18 protein-coding genes are annotated in these 22,853 nt (G+C 60.6%); 10 read left to right on the forward strand and 8 right to left on the reverse strand.

Annotated features, from left to right (window positions below; all coding sequences use genetic code 11):
- The first annotated feature begins 123 nt into the window (after positions 1 to 123).
- From MSL71_RS16795 to MSL71_RS16825, 7 genes are all read left to right on the forward strand, one after another.
- Positions 124 to 1,176 (forward strand): FUSC family protein, encoded by a 1,053-nt coding sequence (locus MSL71_RS16795; protein WP_180142540.1) that lies wholly within the window; start codon positions 124 to 126, stop codon positions 1,174 to 1,176.
- Positions 1,177 to 1,418: 242 nt separating this feature from the next.
- Complete coding sequence (locus MSL71_RS16800; protein ID WP_180142542.1) at positions 1,419 to 2,135, forward strand: phosphorylase family protein; 717 nt, start codon at positions 1,419 to 1,421, stop codon at positions 2,133 to 2,135.
- Between the two features lie 456 nt (positions 2,136 to 2,591).
- Entirely contained in the window at positions 2,592 to 3,200 is a 609-nt protein-coding gene (locus MSL71_RS16805) for a poly(R)-hydroxyalkanoic acid synthase subunit PhaE (RefSeq protein ID WP_180142545.1), read from the forward strand.
- Positions 3,201 to 3,308: 108 nt separating this feature from the next.
- Positions 3,309 to 4,448: a class III poly(R)-hydroxyalkanoic acid synthase subunit PhaC gene (gene phaC, locus MSL71_RS16810; protein ID WP_246317813.1), complete on the forward strand. Its 1,140-nt coding sequence runs from the start codon at positions 3,309 to 3,311 to the stop codon at positions 4,446 to 4,448.
- A gap of 44 nt (positions 4,449 to 4,492) precedes the next feature.
- The gene (locus tag MSL71_RS16815) at positions 4,493 to 6,211 is read left to right on the forward strand and encodes a PHA/PHB synthase family protein (RefSeq protein WP_180142547.1); all 1,719 of its coding nucleotides are present in this window, start codon (positions 4,493 to 4,495) and stop codon (positions 6,209 to 6,211) included.
- A 205-nt stretch (positions 6,212 to 6,416) separates the two neighbouring features.
- Positions 6,417 to 6,821 (forward strand): MaoC family dehydratase, encoded by a 405-nt coding sequence (locus MSL71_RS16820; RefSeq protein WP_180142549.1) that lies wholly within the window; start codon positions 6,417 to 6,419, stop codon positions 6,819 to 6,821.
- Positions 6,822 to 7,348: 527 nt separating this feature from the next.
- Positions 7,349 to 8,425 (forward strand): alkene reductase, encoded by a 1,077-nt coding sequence (locus MSL71_RS16825; protein WP_180142551.1) that lies wholly within the window; start codon positions 7,349 to 7,351, stop codon positions 8,423 to 8,425.
- 70 nt (positions 8,426 to 8,495) lie between these two features.
- Here MSL71_RS16825 and cls read toward each other — a convergent pair whose 3' ends face one another.
- From cls to MSL71_RS16855, 6 genes are all read right to left on the reverse strand, one after another.
- Positions 8,496 to 10,013: a cardiolipin synthase gene (gene cls / locus MSL71_RS16830; protein ID WP_180142553.1), complete on the reverse strand. Its 1,518-nt coding sequence runs from the start codon at positions 10,011 to 10,013 to the stop codon at positions 8,496 to 8,498.
- 248 nt (positions 10,014 to 10,261) lie between these two features.
- On the reverse strand, positions 10,262 to 11,023 hold the full coding sequence (locus tag MSL71_RS16835) for a hypothetical protein (protein WP_180142555.1): 762 nt from the start codon (positions 11,021 to 11,023) through the stop codon (positions 10,262 to 10,264).
- A 132-nt stretch (positions 11,024 to 11,155) separates the two neighbouring features.
- Complete coding sequence (locus MSL71_RS16840) at positions 11,156 to 11,863, reverse strand: DUF2491 family protein (RefSeq protein ID WP_180142557.1); 708 nt, start codon at positions 11,861 to 11,863, stop codon at positions 11,156 to 11,158.
- Positions 11,864 to 11,883: 20 nt separating this feature from the next.
- Positions 11,884 to 13,644 carry a TAXI family TRAP transporter solute-binding subunit gene (locus MSL71_RS16845; RefSeq protein ID WP_180142559.1) on the reverse strand — a complete coding sequence of 587 codons (1,761 nt, stop codon included), beginning with the start codon at positions 13,642 to 13,644 and terminating at the stop codon, positions 11,884 to 11,886.
- A gap of 292 nt (positions 13,645 to 13,936) precedes the next feature.
- Entirely contained in the window at positions 13,937 to 16,456 is a 2,520-nt protein-coding gene (locus tag MSL71_RS16850; protein WP_180142561.1) for an efflux RND transporter permease subunit, read from the reverse strand.
- 94 nt (positions 16,457 to 16,550) lie between these two features.
- Complete coding sequence (locus MSL71_RS16855) at positions 16,551 to 17,138, reverse strand: MlaC/ttg2D family ABC transporter substrate-binding protein (protein ID WP_180142563.1); 588 nt, start codon at positions 17,136 to 17,138, stop codon at positions 16,551 to 16,553.
- A 526-nt stretch (positions 17,139 to 17,664) separates the two neighbouring features.
- Between MSL71_RS16855 and MSL71_RS16860 the strand changes: the two genes are divergently transcribed.
- Complete coding sequence (locus MSL71_RS16860) at positions 17,665 to 18,636, forward strand: NAD(P)H-dependent flavin oxidoreductase (RefSeq protein WP_180142565.1); 972 nt, start codon at positions 17,665 to 17,667, stop codon at positions 18,634 to 18,636.
- Here MSL71_RS16860 and MSL71_RS16865 read toward each other — a convergent pair.
- On the reverse strand, positions 18,633 to 18,893 hold the full coding sequence (locus tag MSL71_RS16865; RefSeq protein ID WP_180142567.1) for a hypothetical protein: 261 nt from the start codon (positions 18,891 to 18,893) through the stop codon (positions 18,633 to 18,635). The two genes, MSL71_RS16860 and MSL71_RS16865, sit on opposite strands and share 4 nt — an antisense overlap.
- A gap of 102 nt (positions 18,894 to 18,995) precedes the next feature.
- Here MSL71_RS16865 and MSL71_RS16870 point away from each other — a divergent pair, with 102 nt between their 5' ends.
- Together MSL71_RS16870 and MSL71_RS16875 are read left to right on the forward strand one after the other, a co-directional pair.
- The gene (locus MSL71_RS16870) at positions 18,996 to 20,795 is read left to right on the forward strand and encodes a cation:proton antiporter (protein WP_180142569.1); all 1,800 of its coding nucleotides are present in this window, start codon (positions 18,996 to 18,998) and stop codon (positions 20,793 to 20,795) included.
- 155 nt (positions 20,796 to 20,950) lie between these two features.
- Positions 20,951 to 21,811: a DegV family protein gene (locus tag MSL71_RS16875; RefSeq protein WP_180142571.1), complete on the forward strand. Its 861-nt coding sequence runs from the start codon at positions 20,951 to 20,953 to the stop codon at positions 21,809 to 21,811.
- A gap of 51 nt (positions 21,812 to 21,862) precedes the next feature.
- Here MSL71_RS16875 and MSL71_RS16880 read toward each other — a convergent pair whose 3' ends face one another.
- Positions 21,863 to 22,852 (reverse strand): TAXI family TRAP transporter solute-binding subunit, encoded by a 990-nt coding sequence (locus tag MSL71_RS16880; protein WP_180142574.1) that lies wholly within the window; start codon positions 22,850 to 22,852, stop codon positions 21,863 to 21,865.
- Position 22,853: the final 1 nt, after the last annotated feature.

A 22,853-nucleotide genomic window follows, 5' to 3' on the forward strand; every position in this document is an offset into this window, starting at 1 on the left:
GTCCTGCCGGTGGCAAACTTTTGAAACGTTTGACAAACAGGGCAGGCCGGTATAACGACAAGGGCGGATCGGCCGCACGTGGCCCGATTGTACCCAAGACCCCAGACAAGGGATCCCCCGATCATGAGCATCGCCTCTTTTTTTGAACGCATCCCCGCCGCCCATCTGCGGCACGGCTTGAAAACCGGCCTGGCCTCCCTCATCTCCTATGAGGCGAGCCGTGCCATGGGCCTTCCCTACGGTTACTGGGCGGTCATCTCCACGGTCATTGTCATGCAGGTCTACGTGGCAGACTCCGTGAGGATGTGCCTCTACCGTTTTTTCGGCACGGCCATGGGCGCGGCCATCGGCATTTTTTCCATCTGGGCCTTTCCGCCGGGGGACCTCTGGAACGACGCGGCCATTGCCCTGACCCTGGGGTTCTGCGGGTTTATGACCCGGTACAGCCCTCGGTTCCGCATGGCGGCCATTACGGTTTCCGTGGTCTTTGTGGGCAGCTTCGGCTCCCCCATGGACGAGCGGATCGTCTATGCCCTCTGGCGGGTCCTGGAGATCACCCTGGGCGTGGGCACCGCCTTTCTTGTGTCGGTCCTTGTTTTTCCCGAGCGCCTGGAAAAACACCTGAGCGAGCGGCTGAACAACCAGAAAGGCCAGGCCGCAGACCTCTGCCGGGAGCTCACCGCCGCCTTTGTCCACGGGGTAGCCTCTCCGCCGTTTCACGGGATGCAGGCCCTCTCGGCAGAGATCAGGAAAAACCGGGATACCCTCTCCGGCATCACCCACCACGAGTTTCTTTTCGTGCGCAGAAAAAGGGGGGACACCCTGGAATCGGTCATCAACGGCCTGGAACGCACCGCAGAGCACCTTGCCGTCATGGCCCACGCCCTGGAAAAAGAGGCCCTGCTCAAAGAGCGGTTCCACATGGAAAAAGAGATCCTGGACCTTGCCGAAGCCTGCGCCGTGACCCTCACCCGCATGCGGGACACGGATGAGCCCGTGGACTGCCGGGATCTTCGGCTGGCCCTCTCCGCCTGCGATGCCCGCCTCCTTGCCTTGCGCAAGCAAGGGGCCACGTTCCGGTTTGATCTGGACATCCTGGCCGGGTTCTACGAATTCTACAGCGCCCTGAAAGCCCTGGCCCAGGATTTGATCCGGGGTCCATACATGAACAGATAGGTCACTATTCAGTTCAATTCAGCTCAAAAAAAAACAGCCTCCGGCGGCAAGGTGTGCCACCTTGAAAGCTGGTAGCGGATGCGTTTTGCCCCTCGTTCCTCGGGTCAAATCACATCCGCCTTTGAAGCGACACCCGTAAAAATGTTTTTTATGACCTGTTTGTTAAACTTTTTAAAAGTTTAGCCCCCGGCAGGGCCGCCGGAGGCATAAGCGGAATAGTTTTAAGATTAAGGACGTTGCATATGCAGATTTCAACCATTGCCGTCATCATGGCCATGGCCGAAGAGGCCGAGCCGTTTATTCGAGAGATGGGCCTTGCCCCAGTGGAGGCCGCCATTGACGGCCCGTTGCCCTTGGACGTTTACGCCGGAAAGGCGGGGACCGCGGACCTCGTGCTCATTGTGGGGGGAAAGGACCCGCGCCACGGCGTGGATTGCGTGGCCACCCAGCCTGCTACCCTGGCCGCGTACCTGGCCATCGAGCGGTTCAAGCCGGACCTTCTTATCAACGCGGGCACGGCAGGGGGCTTTCGCGGCCGGGGGGCCCACATCGGGGATGTTTACCTGGGGAGCGGGTGCATCCGGTTCCACGATCGTCGCATTCCCATCCCCGGCATGGACGCCTATGGCGTGGGGTCTTATCCGGTTCCCGAGTTCAAGGGCCTTGCACGGGCCCTTGGTTTGAAGCGTGGGATTATTTCAACGGGCAACTCTCTGGATATGGTCCCCGAGGACCTGGAGCGGCTTCGGGCCAACGGGGCCGACGTCAAGGAGATGGAGGCCGCGGCCATTGCCTGGGTGGCGGATCTTTATCATGTGCCGCTCCTTGCCCTGAAGTCCGTCACGGATCTGGTGGACACCGAGACCCCCACCCAGGAGGAGTTTCTGGCCAATCTCGCCCTGGCCTCCGAAGCCCTTCAGGAGAAGCTCACGGCGGCCATTGCCTACTGCACCGCCTGATCCGTGGCTTCCGGCCCGCTTCCGTTTCCCGGCCATCCGCGAGGCTCTGGGGGCGGGCCTTGCGTGGGGCTGTAAAATTTTCTGACACCCTGAAAACCCTGGGCTTTCCCTGACGTCCCGCAGGCCATTTCCTACAGGGCGTTTCCGATCCATTTTCTCCCTTTGTTCTCCCTTCTGTTCCACTCCTTGCGAAACCGTGAATTTCCCCGTCCTCCGCGCCGATTCCCCATAATCCGTACCTGCCTGCTGTCTTCTGTGAAAATTGATAACAAAGATATGGCATTGTTTTTGCTCGTTTGCATTGTAACGCATTGCTTCTAAGCGTCAGCGATGCGATCCCGGGCCGATGGGTTGGCCCGAATGCCGGAGGCTGGTTGGTTCCGGTGACGTCCATTTCGGGTGAGCCGGAGCAAAGCCGACCGGTTTCCACCCCGATAACACAGCGAGGAAAAAAAGATGGCGGCTTTTTACGAGGAGTTGTTCAAGCAGAATGCCACCCTGTGGAACAGCATGTCCGAGTCCATGGGGTCCTTAGGAAATGACGGAATGACAGGGTTTACCTCTTTTTGGCGAGAGTCCGGTGGAAAAGCCATGGAGCGGTTTCTGACGGGCGGGTTTCCCGGTCGTATCGGACCGGCGTGTTTTCATCAGGAGAAGGTGGACGGGGCCGTGAAGCACCTGGGGGCTCTGAACGCGGCGCTCCTGGAGTTCACCGCCTACATGATGCTGCCCGTGGAGGCCGCCTTCAAGCATGCCGTCAAGGAGGTGGGCAGCGCGAACACTCCCGAGGATTGGAAGGCCTTTGGCGAGCACATGATGCGCCATATGGAGGAGGGGTACCAGGGGCTGTTTACGAGCAAGGGGTATCTGGATGCCCTGGACATGCTCATGGTGACGGCCGGAGAGGCCCGGCACCGGATGATGGGGGTGGGGGAGGACCTTCTCCAGGCGTCGGGGGTGCCGTCCCTGCGGGAGATGGACGCCCTGTCCAGGGATGTGTATCAGCTGAAAAAACGGGTGGGGGTCCTGGAAAAAGAGGACGGCGCGTCCCAGAAGTCCGCGTGACCGACCCTTCAGGGCGCTTAGTGTGCCATTCAGTTGGTGTGAATCCGGTCGCGGCGTTGTTGCGGTGCGGCCCCAGTCAAAACAGCCTGCATGAAAACGGAGGACCCCATGAATTTTTCCACTATACAGACAGCCGAGTCCCTTGCCCGGGAGTCCATGCGAACCTTCAGCCAGGGCATGGCTTACGCGGAGGAGAGCCTTCGCAACCTCTCTGAAAACCTGGATACCGATATTGCCACCACCCCCTTTGAGGTGGTGTACACCGAAGACCGGATCCGGCTCAAGCATTACTGCCCCAAGAAGACCCGGGGAAAAGGGCTCAAGACCCCGCTTCTTATTGTCTACGCCCTGATAAACCGGGAGACCATGCTGGACCTCCAGCCGGACAAGAGCGTGATCAGGAATTTCCTGGAGGAGGGCGTGGACGTCTATGTGCTGGAGTGGGGCTACCCCATGCGCAAGGATCGCTGGCTCACCCTGGAGGACCACATCGAGGGGTACATGGACCATGTGGTGGATCATATCCTGAAAACCAAGCGCCTGGCCAAGCTCAACCTCATGGGCATCTGCATGGGGGGCACCATGGGCGTGGTGTATGCCTCTTTGCACCCGGAAAAGGTGAAGAACCTCATCACCACGGTGACCCCCACCTGGTTTGATACCGAAGAGGGGCTGCTCCATCTCTGGATGAAGGAGACCCATGTGGAGAGGGTGGTGGAGGCGTGCGGCAACATGCCCGGCGACGTCATGAACCTGGGCTTTCTCATGCTCAACCCGGCCAAGCTGGTGGTGGAGAAGTACCACGGCCTTATGGCCAACCTCAACGACAAGGATTTCCTCGAGAACTTCATCCGCATGGAGAAGTGGATCTTCGACAGCCCGGACGTCCCCGGGGAGACCTTTCTGGAATTTATCACGGCTTTTTACCGGGAAAACCGCCTGCTCAACGGCAGCTTCACCCTGGGGGGCAAGGCCGTGGACGTTACCCGCATCACCATGCCCGTTTTGAACATCTACGCCAAATACGATCATCTGGTGCCTCCTTCGGCCTGCGACCGGTTTACCAAGGCCGTGGGAAGCGCCGACGTTCAGGATCTCTGCCTCGACACCGGCCATATCGGCATTTACGTGAGCTCAAAATGCCAGAGAGACTTCGTGCCCCATATCGCGGGGTGGCTCAAGGAGCGTGACGGGGCAGAGGTCCGCAAAACCAAGGGCGACAAAGAGAAGGCCACGGCCGCCGCATGATACGCGGGACCGCCCGGCGGTCCCAACGGAAGAGAGGGACGGAGATGAGACGCGATACACAGACAGAACGGCCGTTTCAGGCACTGGATACCCTGTGGCACGCCCTGCAGGGGCGGGGGACCATGAACTTCTCCCCGGTGGCCACCGCCCTGGCCGCCGGGGACTGGGCCATGCACCTGGCCAACTCCCCGGCAAAGCAGACCGAGCTCTGGATGGCCCTGGCCACCCTGCCTGCCGCCCTTCAGGCAGAAAAGGCCCATGCCGTGGAGGCAGAAGGCGGCGCAGCCGACCGTCGGTTTAACGGCGATGGCTGGGCTCAGGAGCCCTTCTGCACCTTTCGGAGCCTCTACAGCCTGGCCTGCCGGGCATGGGGCACCCTGGCCGTGGGGGTGCCCGGGGTGGAGCCCCACCACGGCGAGTTCATGGCCTTTATGGGGCGCCAGGTGCTGGAGCTGGGGTCTCCATACAACTACCTGGCCACCAACCCCGAGCTGCTTCGCCTGACCCGAGAGGAGAAGGGGGGCAATCTCATGCGGGGCCTTTACCACTACGCCGAGGACATGAGCCGCCTGCTTCAGGGCATGCCCCCGGCCGAGGCCGGTGCCTTTGAGGTGGGCCGTAACCTGGCCGTCACAGACGGGGAGGTGATCTACCGCAACCGGCTCATGGAGCTGATCCAGTACCGCCCCTCCACCTCGGAGGTGTTTGCGGACCCCGTGCTTATCGTCCCAGCCTGGATCATGAAGTACTACATCCTGGATCTTTCCGCTGAAAACTCCATGGTGAAGTACCTCGTGGACCAGGGGCACACCGTGTTCATGGTTTCCTGGAAGAACCCGGCCACAGGCGACCGGGATCTGGACCTGGAAGACTACATGGACTTAGGGATCATGGCGGCCCTGGACAAGCTGGAGGAGGTGGTGCCGGACCGAAAGGTCCACGGCGTAGGGTATTGCCTGGGGGGCACCCTTTTTGCCATCGCCGCCGCGGCCATGGCCCGGGACGGGGACGAGCGGCTCAAGAGCCTCACCCTCATGGCTGCCCAGACCGACTTCACCGAAGCCGGAGAGCTCATGCTCTTCATCGACCCGGCCCAGCTCAGTTTCCTGGAGGACATCATGCGCTTCCAGGGCTACCTGGACACCGGGCAGATGGCCGGGGCCTTTCAGCTGCTGCGGGCCTATGACCTTATCTGGTCCCAGGCCGTGGCCCGGTACTTAAAGGGCGAGCGACGGCCCTTGAACGCCCTGATGACCTGGAACGCCGACGCCACGCGCATGCCCAGCCGGATGCACAGCCGCTACCTTCGGGAGCTGTTCCTGGACAACGACTTCTCCGAGGGGCGCTTCGAGGTCAAGGGGCGGCCCGTGGTGATCAGCGACATCCATGTCCCCATCTTCCTGGTGGCCACCCAGAAGGACCATGTGGCCCCCTGGACCTCGGTCTATAAGTTCCACCTGGCCGCCGATGCCCGCAGCATCACCTTTGTGCTCACCGCAGGGGGCCATAACTCGGGCATCGTGAGCGAGCCCGGCCACGCCGGGCGATCCTACCGCATCGCCACCCGGCGGGAAGGGGAGATCTACGTGCCTCCCGAACGCTGGCTCGGCAGTACGCCGGTCAAGGAGGGCTCCTGGTGGGTGGACTGGCAGAAATGGCTCATGGCCGGATCCGGGCAGAAAGGCGCGCCCCCGGCCCCGGGTCGGTTTTCTGGGGAGGGAGAAGGCTGCGTTGCCCCGGGGTCCTATGTCTACGGACGGTGAGCCTGGGTATGTAAAGGACGGGACAAGAGCAAAACATATAAAAACGATGCCTCCGGCGGCAAGGTGAGCCACCTTGAAAGCTGGTTGCCGCAGCGCTTTAACCCTCGTTCCTCGGGTTAAATCACTGCGGCATTCAGGCACAACGAAAATATGTGTTTTTTTGCCTGAACTCTTCGAAAAAAGTAAGGATACATGGAGGCCTCTCATGACCACACGTTCAGCGCAGGGCACCTGCGCAGAGTTTGCCAAGACCATCACGGAGTGCGACATCAACGGATACGCTGGTATCACCGGGGATTTTAATCCCGTGCACATCAACGATGTCTATGCGGGGGCCACCCGCTTTAAAGGACGCATCGCCCACGGCATGCTGACGGCGGGCCTTATCTCCAACGTCATCGGCACGAGGCTCCCAGGGCCCGGGACCATTTACCTGAGCCAGAACCTCACCTTCACCGCCCCGGTGAAGGTCAACGACACCATCACCGCCCGGGTGGAGGTCACCGAGCCCCCCACCGACAAAGGGCTCACCCACCTCAAGACCACCTGCACCAACCAGGACGGGACCCTGGTGCTGGACGGCACGGCCACGGTGATCTGGCCCCGCTGACAGCCGTTTCAAATAGTCTGCCTTCTATTGGGATCGTGGGTGGAAAAAGCAGGCCTCCGGCGGCCAGGTGGGGGCACCTGGAAACCCTGTGGCGAATGCATGAAGGCAGACATCATGCATTCGCTTTCGGGGCATTCGCGTGATGTGCGACATGTGGCAACCGGTTTTGCAGAAAAGGCCCATGTCATTCTTCTGGAATACTGATTCGTATATACCTCGGGCTGAAAGTCTCTTCCTCAGGTGCCGGCGGGCCGTGACGTTGCCGGAGTGCGGGCCATGTTGTGCGTTACATGGTATCGTCTTGCCCTGTGATGAGGTATGATAAAGAAATAATTCATTTTGTGGAGGGTGCTTGCATCGTGCATGTACACATCTCCACAAGCATACCGCTGTGATTTCGCCCGAGGAACGAGGGGGAAAGCACAGCGGTAACCAGCTTTCAAGGTGGCTCACCTTGCCGCCGGAGGCTTTTTTGGCTCCGCCCTTACCCTTCGTTGTCCAACCCCAAAAAAACAGGAGATCAGGCCATGTCCCGTGAGATGCTCTTTTCCCCGTTTCACATCGGTCCCTTGACCCTTCCCAACCGCGTGGTGATGGCGCCTTTGACGAGGAGCAGGGCAGGGGAGGGCAACGTCCCCCATGCCCTGAATGTCGAGTATTATGCCCAGCGGGCCACGGCAGGGATTATCATCAGCGAGGCCACCCAGATTTCGCCCCAGGGCGTGGGGTATCCCGGCACCCCCGGGATTCATTCGCCGGAGCAGGTGGCGGGCTGGGCCCAGGTGACAGGGGCCGTGCATAACAAGGGGGGGCGCATTTTTCTCCAGCTCTGGCATGTGGGGCGGGTGTCCCACCCGTCCCTTCAGCCCAACGGCGAAAAACCCGTGGCGCCGTCGGCCATTGTCCCTGCCGGAGAGAGCTTTACCCCGACGGGCATGGCGCCTTTTGAGGCGCCCCGGGAGCTGGGCTCCGAAGAGATCCCCTGCATTGTGGCCCAGTACGCCGCGGCAGCGGAAAACGCCATGGCCGCGGGCTTTGACGGGGTGGAGATCCACGGGGCCAACGGGTACCTCATCGATCAGTTTTTAAGGGACGGTACCAACCACCGGGTCGACGCTTACGGTGGCTCTGTGGAGAACAGGGGGCGCTTTTTGCGGGAGGTGACCGAGGCGGTGCTGAAGGTGGTGGAGCCGGGCAGGGTGGGGGTGCGGCTATCCCCTGAGAACAGCTTCAACGACATCCGGGACAGCGACCCCCAGGCCACCTTTGACGCCGTGGCCGAGATGCTGAGTTTTTATCGCCTGGCCTATCTCCACGTGGTGGAGGGTGATTTTGTCTCCGGGGAAGCGAACCTGGATTACTCACGGCTCAAGGAGCGGTTCCGAGGGCCGTACATGGCCAACGCGGGCTACACAAAAGAGCGGGCCGAAGCGTCCCTTCGAGACGGCGTGGCCGACCTTGTCTCCTTTGGGTCTCTGTACATCGCAAACCCGGATCTGGTGGCACGCTTTGAGCAGGACGCGCCCCTGGCCGAGGCGGATGAGGAGACCTACTACGGGGGGGATGAAAAGGGGTATACCGATTACCCCTTCCTGGGGGAGTGAGACCGGTGCAAAAAAATGTCGGCCCCCGGCAGTGGTGCCGGAGGCCATTTTGAGCTGAGGTGGTTGTTTGTTATTGCACCGGCGCCGTAAGCCGGGCTGCACGGGCGGCAAACCGGAACCAGAAGGGTTTGTCGTCCAGTTCCGTGGGGGTCATGAGGCGGGAGTGGGCAAAATCCTCTTTGAGCATGGCCTCCACTTTGGCGGCAAAGGGGGCATCCACCACCAGGGCGGAGATTTCGAAGTTCAGCCGGAACGAGCGGTTGTCGAGGTTGGCTGTGCCCACCACGGCGGCATCGTGGTCCACGAGCATCACCTTCTGGTGGAGAAACCCCTTCTGGTAGCGGAAGATTTTGATGTCTGTTCCCTTGAGGTCCCGCAGGAAGGTGAAGGCCGTGAGGTAGACGAGCTTGTGGTCCGGGTCGTCGGGGATGAGGATCTTTACCTCCACGCCCCTTAAGTCGGCGAGCTTCAGGGCGGCGATGATCCCTTCGTCCGGGACGAAGTAGGGGCTGGCAATCCAGATCCGGTCCCGGGCCGTGGTGATGGCCTCCAGAAACAGGAGGCCGGTGGTCTCCTGGGGATCGGCCGGTGAGGAGGGGATGATGTGGACTACCTTGTCTCCCTGCCGCGTGAGGGCGGCCAGCCAGTCGAGCTCCACAAAGCTGCGGGTGGCCCAGTACCAGTCTTCGAGGAAGGCGAGCTGCACCGCAAGGACGGAGGGGCCCACGATGCGGACGTGGGTGTCCCGCCAATGGCCGAATTTGGGGGAGAGGCCCAGGTACTGGTCCCCCACGTTGTGGCCCCCGACCCAGGCCGTGGTGCCGTCGGTTACCACGATCTTGCGGTGGTTGCGGAAGTTGAGCTGAAAGCGGTTGCCCCGTCCCTGGGTGGTGCCGAAGGCCGAGACCTCGACCCCTGCTTCGCGCAGAGCGTTTAAGTAGCTCCGGGGCAGGGAGTGGCAGCCGATTTCGTCGTAAAGGAAATAGACATCAATGCCTGCCCGGGCCCTTTCGATCATCTTGTCCCTGAGGCGCTGGCCCAGCCCGTCGTTTTTGACGATGAAAAACTGGACGAGGATGTACTCTTTGGCCGCATCCATGCCCGTAAAGATGCTCTCAAAGGTTTGGTCACCGTCGATGAGCAGCTCCACGTCGTTGCCTGTGGTCATGGGCAGCTCGGTCATGCGGGTGAGGACCCGGTGGCTCCCCCGGGGATCTTTGGGCGTTACGAGAAAGCTGTCCCCTGCGGCCTCCACCTCCGGCTCCAGGGCCAGCAGCTCTTCGTCCACCCGGTGGCGGGCCGTGGTGTAGCCCTGGAATTCGCTGCGTCCGAAGACCCAGTAGAGGGGGACGGCCAGGTAAGGAAAGGTGTTCAGGGAGACGGCCCAGGCAACGGCCCCCTGGGCGGTGCGGGTCTCCATGATGGCGTGGACCGAGGTCCAGGCCCCGATGGTGTGGGCTGTGGCGGAAATGGTGAGCAGGGCAGAGAGGCGGACCAGCCACCTCTTCAGGCGGGACTTTTTTTTGACGGGTGCTGTGACGTTATCCTGGGATGCCGGTTGTTCAGGCGGCGTGGGGTGATTGTCCATGGGCAGCTCCCTGAGGGTCTGTCGGGTGTGAAAAGGAAAGACCGGATGCGTTTACAGTGATCTGAAATTATTCACCAAAGAATATCTTTGATTGATGCCTGAAGTAAAGGGGCTTTGTGTGGCGCGTCGGGGAGGGAATCCATGGATGGAGGCAAGGGAGGGGAAAGGGGGTACGAATCGTTCCCAGGCAGAGCCTGGGAACGATGGCGCGAAGCATATGCAAACCCGGGGCGTTAGCCCCTGGTGGGTTATTTTTTCAACGCGGCCAGGCGGTCAGAGATGGAGCTGGTGGCCGGGGCGGAACCGCCCGCCTCTTTCATGGCAGAGGCGATGAGGTCGTTCTCTTTTTCAACCTTGCCGGGGGCCAGGAGCTTGGCCTTCATGCGGGCGGCCTCGGCTTTGGCGTTGGCCGCGTCCGCGTTTTTACGCATGGCGGAGAGGGCGCTGCCCAGCTGGTCGGACTCGTCGCGCAGGCCGGCGAGTTTGGCGGCGCGTTCCGCAGAGTCTTTGGCCCGCTCTTCCCGGACCTTGGCCCGTTTCATGTCCTGAACCGCTTTTTCAAGGCTTTTCTTGGCTGTTTTCAGTTTTTCGGCGGAGAGGGACGCCACCTCTTCGAGTTCCTCCATGAAGGCCTTGGCTTCCACGGCTTCCTGCTCTTCCACTTCCATTTCAGGCTGCATCTCTTCGAGGAGCTGCACCAGCTCGGTGAGGGCCTTTTCGGCGTCGGCGTTTCCCGGTTCCTCTGCAAGGCGCGTCTGAAGGATCTCAGCCGCCTTGAGGCGCTGGTCGTAAAGGCCCTTGATGGCGTCGGCTTCGGCCTGCTCTTTCTTGTATACCTGGCGGGCCTCTCCCACTTCCTGGACCAGCTTGTTGAGCCGTTTTTCCATCTGCTCAAGCTCTGCCTTGGAGGCGGTTTCGGGGTCCCAGGAGGCCAGGATCTGGACAATGCTCTGGCCGACGTTTTCGCTCTTTTTTTTGCCGAATGATGTTACAAAACTGAAAAAACCCATGGAATGTTACTCCTTATCTGTCATGGTTGCGGGATGCGATAATCAAATTATAAAACAGCCTCCGTCAGCGAGTGCCACACCCCGAGGCTCGAGGGGGTTGAGTATTCGTGAACCAGGGGATTGTCCACCGGTTTAGTATTTGACGGAGATGGACTCGGGGATCACGTCGATGCCGGTGGAGATCCGGACGAGGGCGCTTCCGTCGGTGTTCTCTTCCCTGGAGACCAGGATGTACTCAGCCATCTCGCTTGCCTCGTCGATCCAGCGGCCGTAGAGCATGGCAGCGTGGTCAAGGGAGACGGTCTTGTCTCCGAAGCGGTCGAGGAAGAGGGTTTCGCTGAATTCGTTGGGATCCATGCGGCCCTCGCCGTCTCCCCAGGCCCGGTCGTAGAGGTTGCCCTTTTTGTCTTCAAAGGCGGGGAGCCCGATGTAGCCGTCTTCGTCCCCGATCCAGAAGGCCCATTCCTCTTCGGACTCGGGGTACACCTCGCCCAGGCAGGCAAAGAGGCGGCACTCTTCGATGCCGTCGCCTTCCACCATTTGGAGCATGGATTTGGCTTCGGGGTCATCGGTCGACTCCAGGTAGAACCGATGGGCCACAGACCCGTCCAGGTCGATGCGCCCGTAGCCAACCACCACGGACTCGGCCCCGGGTCGGGGCTGGGTGATGGCTTCGCCGTGGATCAGGAATGGCGTGGTGTCCAGCGCCAGGCTGCTGCCCAGGTGGATCTGGAGGGGCAACTGGGTGTCCACGGGCTCCTTATTCCCCTTGGTGAACGTCTCCTTTGCGGTGTCCATTTTTTTTCCGGCCACGGCCTTGAACAGGTTAAATACTCCCAAAACAACTCCTTAAACGTAAATTAGCGGTCCAACCCGTTGGTTCGCCTCTGGATTTCGGGCTTGCTCTCCATGATGGCAAAGGAGAGGGCGTCCATGGCTTCGGGGCCGTACTGCCGGGCCCAGTCCGTGCGGACCACGAGAACGGCGGAAACGGCGATGCTTTCGACGTCACTGCCCAGGATAAATCCTTTCTGGAGTCCCGGGTAGGTTTTGGACGGGATGGTGACAAACTCGTAGATGCGGTTCCAGTTGCGGTCCCGGGCGTCGTTGAAGTCCCAGTCGTCCACCTGGACGAGGCGGATTTTTTTGGTCTCTTTGGCCACGGCTTCGGCCCTGGCCAGAAGGTCCGAGTTAAGGCCGGAGACAAACATCATGACGGCCCTGGGGTTGTTGATGACCTGCTGCAGGGCCTCGTCGTAGCTGGCGTGTTTAGTCCGGATCTTTCGGTAGCCTTTGTCCTGGAGGCAGAGGCCTTCCCAGGTCATGGCCGTACCGGAGCCCCGGGGGCCGATGTAGAGGATGTGTTCTCCGTCGGGCTCAATGTCCTGAACGGTCTGGATCCCAGACTTCCGGTTGGCGATCATCTGCACCACCTCCGGGTAGAGGGCCACCTGCTCGGAGGCGGCAAGGGACATTTTGGGAAAGCTGCGCTGGAACACCTCAAAGGCGTCGGACTGGACAATGGCGGCGTCCACTTCCTTGGCAACCAGAAGGCGCAGGTTTTCCATGGAGCCTGCGGTGGTGCGCAGGTTCACGTCAACGGACGGGGCCGACTCCTTCAGCATGGTTCCGAAGGCCGTGTAGTTGCCGCCTGGTGATGCGGTGGCCAAAGTGAGGGTGGGCCTGTCCACGCTCTTGCTGGCAAGGGCTTCGGCGGAGAGGGCCACTTCCGGGGGCATGCCCTCGGGCAGGTAGCCGGATTGCCTGGGGGTGCCGTCCAGGGTGGCCACCCTGGCGTCGAGTTCGTTCAGCTTGGCCCGCAATTGAGCGTCGTCTTGGGCCATGCGATCGGCCTCCTGGCGCCACTGGCGGTAGCCGGGGTCGTCGGCGTGGTGGTAGGCCATGGCGTAGCTGTTCCGGCTTCCCAGGTTGTCCAGGACCATCCACCAGACCATGGCATCCCACATGCCGAAGTGGGATCGGCTCCGGTAGGCGTAGCGCGGAGGCGTCCAGCCCCGCCCGCGGTAGTAGCTGTTTCGGCGCTGGTAATGGGTGCGATAGTCAAAATCGCTGTATGTTTTTGTCTTTCGGTAGATGGGGTTTGATGCATAGGAGGAGGCCTTGACGGTCTCGCTCTTCTGTTTGAACTTACCCGTTTCCTTCTTGTAGGCCGAATAAGACGCTGCGGCCTTTTTTTTCTTCAGGGCCGTGGCGGTCTTTTTGTCAAAGGACGAGGTGCTGGTGAACTTCTTTTTCGGGGGCGTGGCCCCGGGCTTGCTGTAGCCGTTTGACGAGCTTTTTTTCTGGGCCGCCACCGATTGCTTCGGCTGGGTGCTTCCCGGTTTGGTGTAGCCGGACGATTTCTGGCTCGTTTGTTTGGTTTTCTGCTTTCCGTATATGCCGCCGCCGTCCCGCTGGCCCCATACTTTTTTGCTGGGGCTGGACGATTTGGACCAGCTCTTGGAACTCTTCGAAAAGGAGGAGGAGTGGCTGGAATGGCTGGAGCGGCTTGACCGGCTGGAGCGACTGGATCGCCTGGCGTCGGCATCGCTTACGGAAAACGAGACCACCAGCAGGGTAAGCAGGAAGAGGGTGAAGCGGGAGAGGAATCGTGGTGTCATTCGAAGCGTCATGGCGGCCCTTGGGTTCGGTGTTATGTCATTGAACTCAGCGTGTCGGGCCCGAAGAAGGAAAACCTTGCAAGGGGAAGCATCACTGAACGAGTAAATCTATGCAGGGTTTGACGTGTTGTCAATGTTTGAAGGTAGATCTTTTTCTACTTGCAGGTGCTTCGAGTAAGTTGATTTTGGTCACCTTTGCCGTGGTGTTGGGATGTTGGAACGACGGGGGGAGAAATACCGGCAACGGAGCCATGGCCCCGTTGCCGGAAGATAAGGTGTGTGCCTCTTTTCCTCAAGAGGCGGATGCTTCCTTTCCGAAGGGCTGAAGGATGAGGATCAGCCTGGGCAAAAGGGTCAGGGCCGAGATCAGGGCGATGGCCATGGCCAGGCCCGTGAGCAGCCCGAAGAGGATGCTCGGGATGAAGTTGGAGAGGACCAGGATGGAGAACCCCGAGATGATGGTGATGGAGGTAAAGTACATGGCGTGGCCGATGGAGCCGTGGCAGCGGTGCATGGTGGCCATGTAGTCCCCGTCCTTTTCCAGCTCCGACTTGAACCGGTGGATGTAGTGGATGGTGTCGTCCACGGCGATGCCCACGCTGATGGCCGCGATGGTGATGGTCATCATGTCCAGGGGGATGCCCAGCCAGCCCATGAGCCCCAACACCACGCCGATGGAGAGGATATTGGGGAGAAGGGCGATGAGGGCGATGACCGGAGAGCGGAACAGAAGGAGGAACATCCCGGCCAGGGCCGCCAGCACGATGCCCAGGGTAAGGATCTGGGAGGAGAAGAGGCTCTGGAGCATGTTGTTGTAGAGCACCAGCATGCCGTTGAGCTTGACCTTGTCCGGGGCCAGCCCCACCTCATGGATGAGCCCTGCGTTGACCTGTTTCAGGAACTCATCCCGGCGCAGCTCCGGCGCCGAGTCCTTGATGCGGATGGACAGATGGGCTTCGTTGTGCTCCACCGAGACGTAGGGCTTTAAAAGGAGCTCCCGGTACTGCTCGGGAATCTCGCTGTAGAGAAGGGCCAGGGCAAAGTTGTCCAGGGGCTTTCCGTCATTGAGTTTTTCCGCGATGCGGGTAAGGGAGGCCAGGGAGAGAATCTTCCCGGTCTCGGGCAGGGCATCGAGGTAGGTGTGGACCTTGTCCACCAGGGCCACCTTGTCCTGGGTAAACCAGTATTTGTCTCCGGTTTCGATCTCCTCAAACTCTTCGAAATCGGCAAAGTCCCCGTTGGCCTCTTCGTCTTCAACTGCCTCGGAGGCCTCTTCCGGGGCCTGCTCGGCCTCGTCAAAGGTGATGACCACGTCCAGGGGAGTGGTGCCGCCCAGGTGGTCGTCGATGAGCTTCATGCCCTGGTAGATCTCCGTGGATTTTTTGAAGTAGTCGATGAAGCTGTTTTCCACCTCCAGGCGCATCATGCCGGTGAGGCAGAAGAGGAGGGCCAGGACTGAGGCCGTGAGGATGCCGCGACCGTGCCGCTCGGTGAAGCCGCCGAGGATCTCGGGCAACGGGAATCGCAGGGTGAGGCGCTTTGGGGGGCGTCCCTTGGGAATGAGCACCAGCAGGGCGGGCAAGAGGATGAAGGTGACGCATAGCGAGACCAGGATCCCTGCGCTCATCATCCAGCCGAAGGTGATGACGGGCAGGATATCGCTGGAGATAAGCGAGCCGAAACCTGCGATGGTGGTGAGGGTTGCAAAAAGGCAGGGGGTGGCCATGAGGGCCGCGGCCCGGGCCGTAAGATCCATCTGGCTCCACTGGGGGTTGGCTTTGTGGAGCTCTCTGTGGCGCACGATGAGGTGGATGGCAATGGCCATGGTGATGATGAGCTGCAGGGAGATGAAGTTCGATGAGATGACGGTCACCTCCCAGCCCATGAAGCCCAGGATGCCCGACATGTGGATCACCGAGACAAAGCAGCAGAGCATGGGCAGGATCACCCAGCGGACCTGGCCGAAGATGAGGCCCAGGGTGACCACGAGAAAAAGGGCCATGCCCCCGCCGAAGAGACGGATGTCGTTTTTGATGAAGGTGATGAGGTCGTCGGCGATCATGGAGACCCCGCCGAGGAAGAGGTCGGCCTTGTCCCGGTGGGTGTCCATGATGGCACGAATGGCGGCGATGTCGTCGTGACGGAGGCTCCGCGCCTCTTCCCTGTACTGCCAGAAGGTGGTCTCGGCCTGTTTGAGGGCCGATTTCTCCTCTCGGGTGAGGGCTCGCTCCCGGGCGATGTTTTTCAGGGCGTCGCGTTTGCCCAGGAGTTCCATGTAGGTGTGGTCGTACTTGAGGTTGATGATCACCGAGGTGATGGTGCCGTCGGGGCTGACAAGAAGATCCCTGTAAACGGGGCTTTGGAGGATCTCATCCCGGGCCATGGCCTGGTCGGTCTCAGGGGAGGTGAGGGTCCGTATGTTGGCGGCCAGCTCCTTGACGGGCAGGGGAGGGCTTTCCAGCAGGGGCACGTCCAGGAGGGTGAGGACCGACTCCACCAGGCTTACCTCGGCGAGTTCTGCCTTGAGGGTGTTAAGGTCCTCGTAAACCTCCTCGGAGAAGAGGTCCCCTTTGGGCTTGTAAGCGATGATGAGGTAGTCCTGCTGCCCGAAGCGCTCGCTGATCTGGCGAAAGTAGTTCAGGTCTTCGTCGTTGTCCAGCACCAGGGTTTCGGCCGAGGCGTCCAGCCGGAAATCCTTCATCTCATAAGCGAAAAAGAGGGTGAGGGCAGCAAGCAACACCAGGGTGAGGATGGGGTATTTCAAGATGGTGTTGCGGTACGTACGTTCGATGAGGTGGTTGAATCGCTCCATGGGGATCGGGCCTTTTCAAGGTGTCTGTGGGGGAAGGCAGCATCGGGCAAAGGCGCGCCGAAGGATCCGTGAATCCGACGGCGCGTGTCTGGTATCAGACCTTGATGTGGTTGAGCTTGGTGATGAGCTCGTCAAAGCCTTCTTCGTTGAGGACCTGGTTGAACTGGCTCTGGTAGGTCTTGACGATGCTGACCCCCTGGAGCTCGATGTCGTAGATCTTCCAGCCCGCCTTGGATTTATAAAATTTGTAGTTCATGGCGTAGCGGTTTTCCTTGGAGATGAGCTCCGTGGGGATGACCACCTTTTTGCTGTTGGCCTTTTGTACGGGAAGGATGACGATCTCTTCATCGGTGTACAGGGAGAGCTTATCCGAATAGGAGCTCTTCATCACCTCCGTGAAGGTGTGGATAAAGGTTTTTCGCTGCTCCTTGGTGAGCCCGGACCAGTTTTTCTTGCCCAGGGTGAGTTTGCCCATGAGGGAAAAATCGAAGATGGGGGAGACATTCTCCACGATGAGGGCTTTTTTCTTTTCAAGCTGGATATCGTTTCTCTTCAGGGTAAAGAAGATAAAATCGAGTTTCCCTTTCAGCAGGGCTTCCACGGTGTCCGTTCCCACGGCACCGGCGGTCTGCACCAGGAGCAGGAAAAGGACGAGGGTGGTCATCACTGTTTTTTTTATCATGGGTCCTCCGTGACGTCGCGCAGAGCCTTATCTTGGTGCCGAGCCCTCTCTTTGGGCAGGGGGGGAGGCGCATCGTCGTTATCTGCCGGGGCCTGGCCCGGCAGGTGGTGTTAAACAGTCGCATTCCATAGATTAGTTGACGCTCCCCGTGGTGTCAAGAAGGCCGGGGTGCCAATGGCCTTGGCACCGGTGGCTTCCCACCGCCGGGGCCGGGCCTCCAACGTGCCCGGAGCGGCTTGTACGGGGTGTGCCCGGGAGGGCAGGGACAAGCCTTTTGTGGTGCCGGGAAACCTTATCACAAGGCGGGGGGCATGTCTGTGCCCGGGATCACCTTTGCTGTATGATTGACATGGGAATATGTGATCTTACTATGTACACAGTTGAAAAGAAACGAAGGATTGATGATGGTCCCGGTCTGTTTTTGAAAGCCGGAGGCGCCTTATTATCAACGCTGACAACCCCAGGGCAATGGGGCTGGTTGATGTCATCGTCGTATTTAATTTTTTAGGATGAACAGGAGGCCTTTATGAAGACACGGGTAACGGATCTGTTGGGCATTGAGCACCCCGTCATCGAGGGCGGAATGCAGTGGGTGGGACGCGCGGGGCTGGCGGCCGCCGTGTCCGAGGCCGGGGGGCTGGGGATCATCACCGCCCTGAGTCATCCGACCCCCGAGGGCCTGGCCGACGAGATCGCTGCGGTAAGGTCCCTTACAGCCAAACCCTTCGGGGTGAACCTCACCCTGCTGCCCACCCTGAAGCCCGTCTCCTACGAGGCCTATGTGGAGGTGATGGTGGCAGAAGGCCTCACCATTGTGGAGACCGCCGGGCGCAGCCCCGAGCCCTTTATGCCTTTGTTTAAAAAGGCCGGCATCAAGGTGATCCACAAGTGCACCTCGGTGCGCCACGCCCTGAAAGCCCAAAAACTCGGATGCGCGGCGGTGAGCGTGGACGGGTTCGAGTGTGCCGGACACCCCGGGGAAGACGACATCCCGGCCCTGGTGCTGTTGCCCCTGGCAGCCGATGCCGTCTCCATCCCCATCATCGCTTCCGGCGGGTTTGCCGACGGGCGTGGCCTGGCCGCGGCCCTTTCCCTGGGGGCCGATGCCGTGAACATGGGCACCCGGTTCCTGGCCACCCGGGAAGCGGCGATCCACGACAATGTAAAGCAGGCTCTGGTGGATGCCGACGAGCGCCAGACGGCCCTCATCTTGCGTTCTTTCAGCAACACCGCCCGTATTTACAGGAACAGGATCGCCGAGGAGGTGATGGCCCTGGAGAAGCGGGGGGACGTTACCATTGAAGAGCTGGCTCCCCTGGTGAGCGGCAAGCGCGGGGCCGCGGTGTATGAAACCGGGGACCTGGACGCCGGTGTCTGGACCGCCGGGATGGTGACCGGGCTGATTCGCGATGTCCCCACGGTGGCCGAGCTTGTCCATCGTATCGTTTCCGAGGCCGAGGACCTGATCCGGGGTCGGCTTGCCGGACTTCTGAGCTAGGCAAGGGAAGCCACGTCAATCAAAAAAGCCTCCGGCGGCCCTGTTGGGGGCCAAGCGTTTAAAAAAATGACACCAGGCCTTAAGCCATCCTTTCCGGGCCCCGCCGACATCGTGTCGATCTGTTTGGCATGAGAAACGGTTTTTGCGGTGCTTTTTTCAAGAAAGCGACCCACCGGAGGCGCAACTGAATAGTTGCGAAAAGGGATGGATTCGCCCTGTGGCGTGTGGTATTTTTTTTGAAGGTGACGCTTGTTCACGGCGCTGTTCGGTTGTGTCCCGTGCCCGGGAAACCCGGTGTGTCTCTCCCGCCTCTCCCAGGCAATCCCATGGAAAAACACTCATGAACGACAGGGGTGGTGATGTCCCACGACGCATTCCAGACGATTTCTCTTTCCATCGCCTTGGGGGTCTTTTCGTACATTATCTCAAGGGCGTACAAAATTCCCGCCATTGTGTTCTATCTGGTCTGCGGCTTTGTCTTCGGCCCGGCCGGGCTCAACCTGATCCGCACGGAGGCGGCCATCGGCGGGGGCATCGCCCCCATGGTGGAGATCGCCGTTGCCATCATTCTCTTTGAAGGCGGGCTCTCCCTTTCCATCCAGGGGTTTCGCATGGAGAAGAAGGCCATCAGGCGCCTTCTGTTTATCACCATTCCCGTCACCGGAGGGGCTGCAGCCTTTCTCTGCCACTACCTCACGGGCATTCCCTGGCTTTTTGCCATTTTTTTCGGCGCCCTTATCGTGGTGACAGGTCCCACGGTCATCGGGTCCATTCTCAAGAGCGTGGCCCTGAACCAGCGGCTGGAGACGCTGTTGAACTGGGAGTCCCTCTGGGGGGACGTCATCGGGGTCATGGTGAGTGCCCTGGCCCTGGAGCTGATCCTCGTCTCCAAGGGCGGGGTGATCACCGCCGGGGTTTTTTCCCATCTGCTTCTGGGAACCTTTGCCGGAAGCCTTGTGGGCCTTGCGGGGGGCGTGCTGCTCAAGCACATTGTGGCATGGCTGGAAAAGTTGAAAGACCCCACCTTGTCGGGCATCGCCTCCTTTGGCGGGGCCGTGGCCCTTTTTTTTCTCTCCGGTGAGCTGGTGGAGTCCTCCGGGCCCCTGGCCGTTGTGGTTGCCGGCATGTACCTCTCTTTGAAGTGCGGTGACGCGGTGGTGGGGATCCGCCATTTCAAGGACCAGATCGCCAGCCTCTTTATCAGCACCATGTTTGTGATGCTCTCCGCCTTTGTCAACCCACTGGAGCTGCTGCACCTCTGGCCCACCATGCTGGCCGTGGCCATTATCCTGGGGGCCGTGGTGCGGCCCCTGGCCGTACACCTGGCCATGGCCGGGTCGGATGTGACCCTTCGGGAACGCTGGTACATGGGCATCATCGGGCCCAGGGGCATCGTGGCGGTGGCCACGGCCTCCTATGCGGCCTTTGAGCTCCCCGGCTTTCCTTACGAGATGGAGGTGATTCTTAACCAGACCATGGCCATCATCTTTTTTTCCGGTGTGGTGGCCACGGTGCTGTGCCGCCCCCTGGCTTCCCTTCTGAAGGTCAGGGTTCCCCATGCCCAGACCGGTATCCTCCTGGTGGGTTCAAACCCCATGAGCCGGGAGTTTGCCCGGCTTCTTTCCTTCCACGTGCCCGTGGCATTCCTTGAGACGCGGCGGGATGCCTGTTCTCTGGCTACGGATCAGGGGTTTCAGACCGTGTGCGCGGATATGCTCAGTGCCGATGTGTATGAGGAGGCGTCACGGGAGGGATACGACCGGCTGGTGGCCCTGACGCGGAACAACGCCCTGAACGAGCTGGTGGCCTTGCGCGCGGCCTCTCACATGTCCCCGGGGCGGGTGTACCGGGGGGTGGCCCGCAGGGCTGAAGAGACTCTTCTCACCGGCAAGGACAACGTGGCCCATGTGGCCTTTTCCGACGGGTTTTTTATCATTGAGGCGGTGAGGCGCATGGAGAAGGGCCAGGCCTTTCTCACGGAGAAGGAGGTGGAGGAGCTCAGGGAAGGGGACATCCCCCTGGCCCGGGTCAACGGCGACGGAAAGGGCGTGTTGATCATGCGTCCGGGGGTGGAGCCTTCCGGCAGGCTGATCTGCTACAGCCGGAAGGAGAAAACAGCGGGGCGTGCCCGTCGCAACACCACAGAGGCACCGGTTTAACCGTCTGGACCTTACCGGCAAGCCGGTTTGCCCCTCAATTCACGGGCAACGCCCAAGGGCAATGAGCTTTCGACGTGGCTCACCTCGCGCCGGAGGCACGCTTTTGAGACGGACATTAACCATAGAATACCCGAAACAAAGGACGCAGGAGCCCCATGGGACAGAGAATAGCCATCGTCACGGATTCCACCGCGGACTTTCCGGCCGGGGTGGCTGAAAAACTGGGGATACGGTGCGTGCCCGTGCATGTTGTGGTGGACGGGGTGGACCATTTGGACGGGGTCACCATCACCCCCTCCGAGCTGCTGGTGCATATGAAGCAGGGGGCCGAGGTCGTCACCCGTGCCGCGGCACCTGCCGCGTATGCGGACCTCTACGATTCGCTCCTGGCCCGATATGACCGGGTGATCTCCTTTCATCTCTCGGCCAGGCTTTCGGATTGCCGGGAATCCGCGGGCAACGCCCTGACGCTCCTTGATCCGGCCGATGCCGAACGCGTGACGGTGGTCGATACCTGCTCGGTAAGCATCGGCCAGGCCATGTACACCCTGATGGCTGTTCGGTACCTGAAAAAATACGGGCGCATGGAGGGGATGAGGGAGGCATTGGGAACGGCCTTTGCCTCGGGGGTGATCCAGGTTGTCGTGGACGATCTGTCCTGGCTCAGACGGGGGAAAAAGCTGGGGGGGCTTTCGGCGGTGCTGGGTGGCATGCTGGATATCAAACCCATCCTGGAAATGCGGGACGGAGGGCTGGCCCTGGTCTGCAAGGTCCGGGGCATGACCCGGACCCTGGACGAGATGGTCGCCTGTGCCGCCCGCCTGCGGGGCGAAGGGCCCCTGGAGGTGTGGGTGTGCCATTGCGATGCCGAGGCAAGCGCCTTTTACCTGCGGAACAGGCTGGCCGATGCCCTGGGAAAGGAGGTGCACACCATCCACGTGGTGGAGGCCGGAGCAGCCATCTCCGTCAACGTCGGCCCCGGTGCCTGTTGCTGGGGCATGGTGCCCCTGGGCTGAGCAGGGTCGGGTGTCCCGTGGGAAAAAAGTCTGGCCAATGGCCAAGGTGCGTTACATAAGGCCCGCTTCTTTGTAGTAGCGGACGGCCCCGGGGTGCAAGGGGGCGGAGAGGCCTTCAAGCATGCTTTTCTTGGTGATCACCTGATAGGCCGGGTGGAGCCTTTTGAACTCCTCGAAGTTTTCGAACACCTCTTTGGTGATGGCGTACACCACGTCGTCGGGCATCTTGGCCGATGTGCAGAAGGTGGCCTTTACCCCGAAGGTGGGGTTGTCCTCTTCGTTGGCGGCACCGGGATAGAGCCCGGCCGGGATGTAAGACTTGGCGTAATAGGGGAAGCGCCTGATGAGGTCGTCGATTTCGGTGATGGCCACAAACCGCGTGGGGCGGCTTCCGGAGGTGGCCTCCTTGAAGGCGCTGCTGGGGTGGCCCACGGTGTAGAAGAAGGCGTCGATTTTCTTGTCCTGGAGCAGGCCCGGCGCTTTGGCCGCCTCAACGGACTTGGCTTTGATGTCGGTCTGCCAGTTGATGCCCGCAGCCTCTAAGGCGTCGATGGCGTTGCCCCGCTGGCCGGATCCGGGGTTGCCGATGTTAACCTGCTTGCCCTTGAGGTCTGAGATGGTTTTGATGTCGGCGTCCACCGCGGCAAGGAGGGTCACCGATTCCGGGTGAATGGAGAAAACGGCGCGCAGGTCTTTCTGGGGCGCTCCGTCCCACTCTTTCATGCCGTTGATGGCCTGGTACTGGCGGTCGGACTGGACAATGCCGAACTCCAGGTCTCCGGACATGATGGCATTGACGTTGTAGACCGATCCGATGGTGGCCTCCACCGTGGTCCGAATGCCGTAGGTCTCCCTCTTTTTATTGACAATCTTGGCGATGGCCCCACCGGTGGGGTAGTACACCCCGGTGATGTCACCTGTGCCGATGGTGACAAAGGCGGTCCTTTTTTTGGTGTCGGTGGTTTCCTTGTCCGCGGGCTGGGTGCAACCGGCTGCCACGGTGAAGAGCACAACCATACTCAGGAAAAGCCATCTGTTCATT

Source organism: Desulfoluna butyratoxydans, assembly GCF_900699765.1.
In the GTDB taxonomy this organism is placed as follows: Bacteria; Desulfobacterota; Desulfobacteria; order Desulfobacterales; family Desulfolunaceae; genus Desulfoluna; species Desulfoluna butyratoxydans.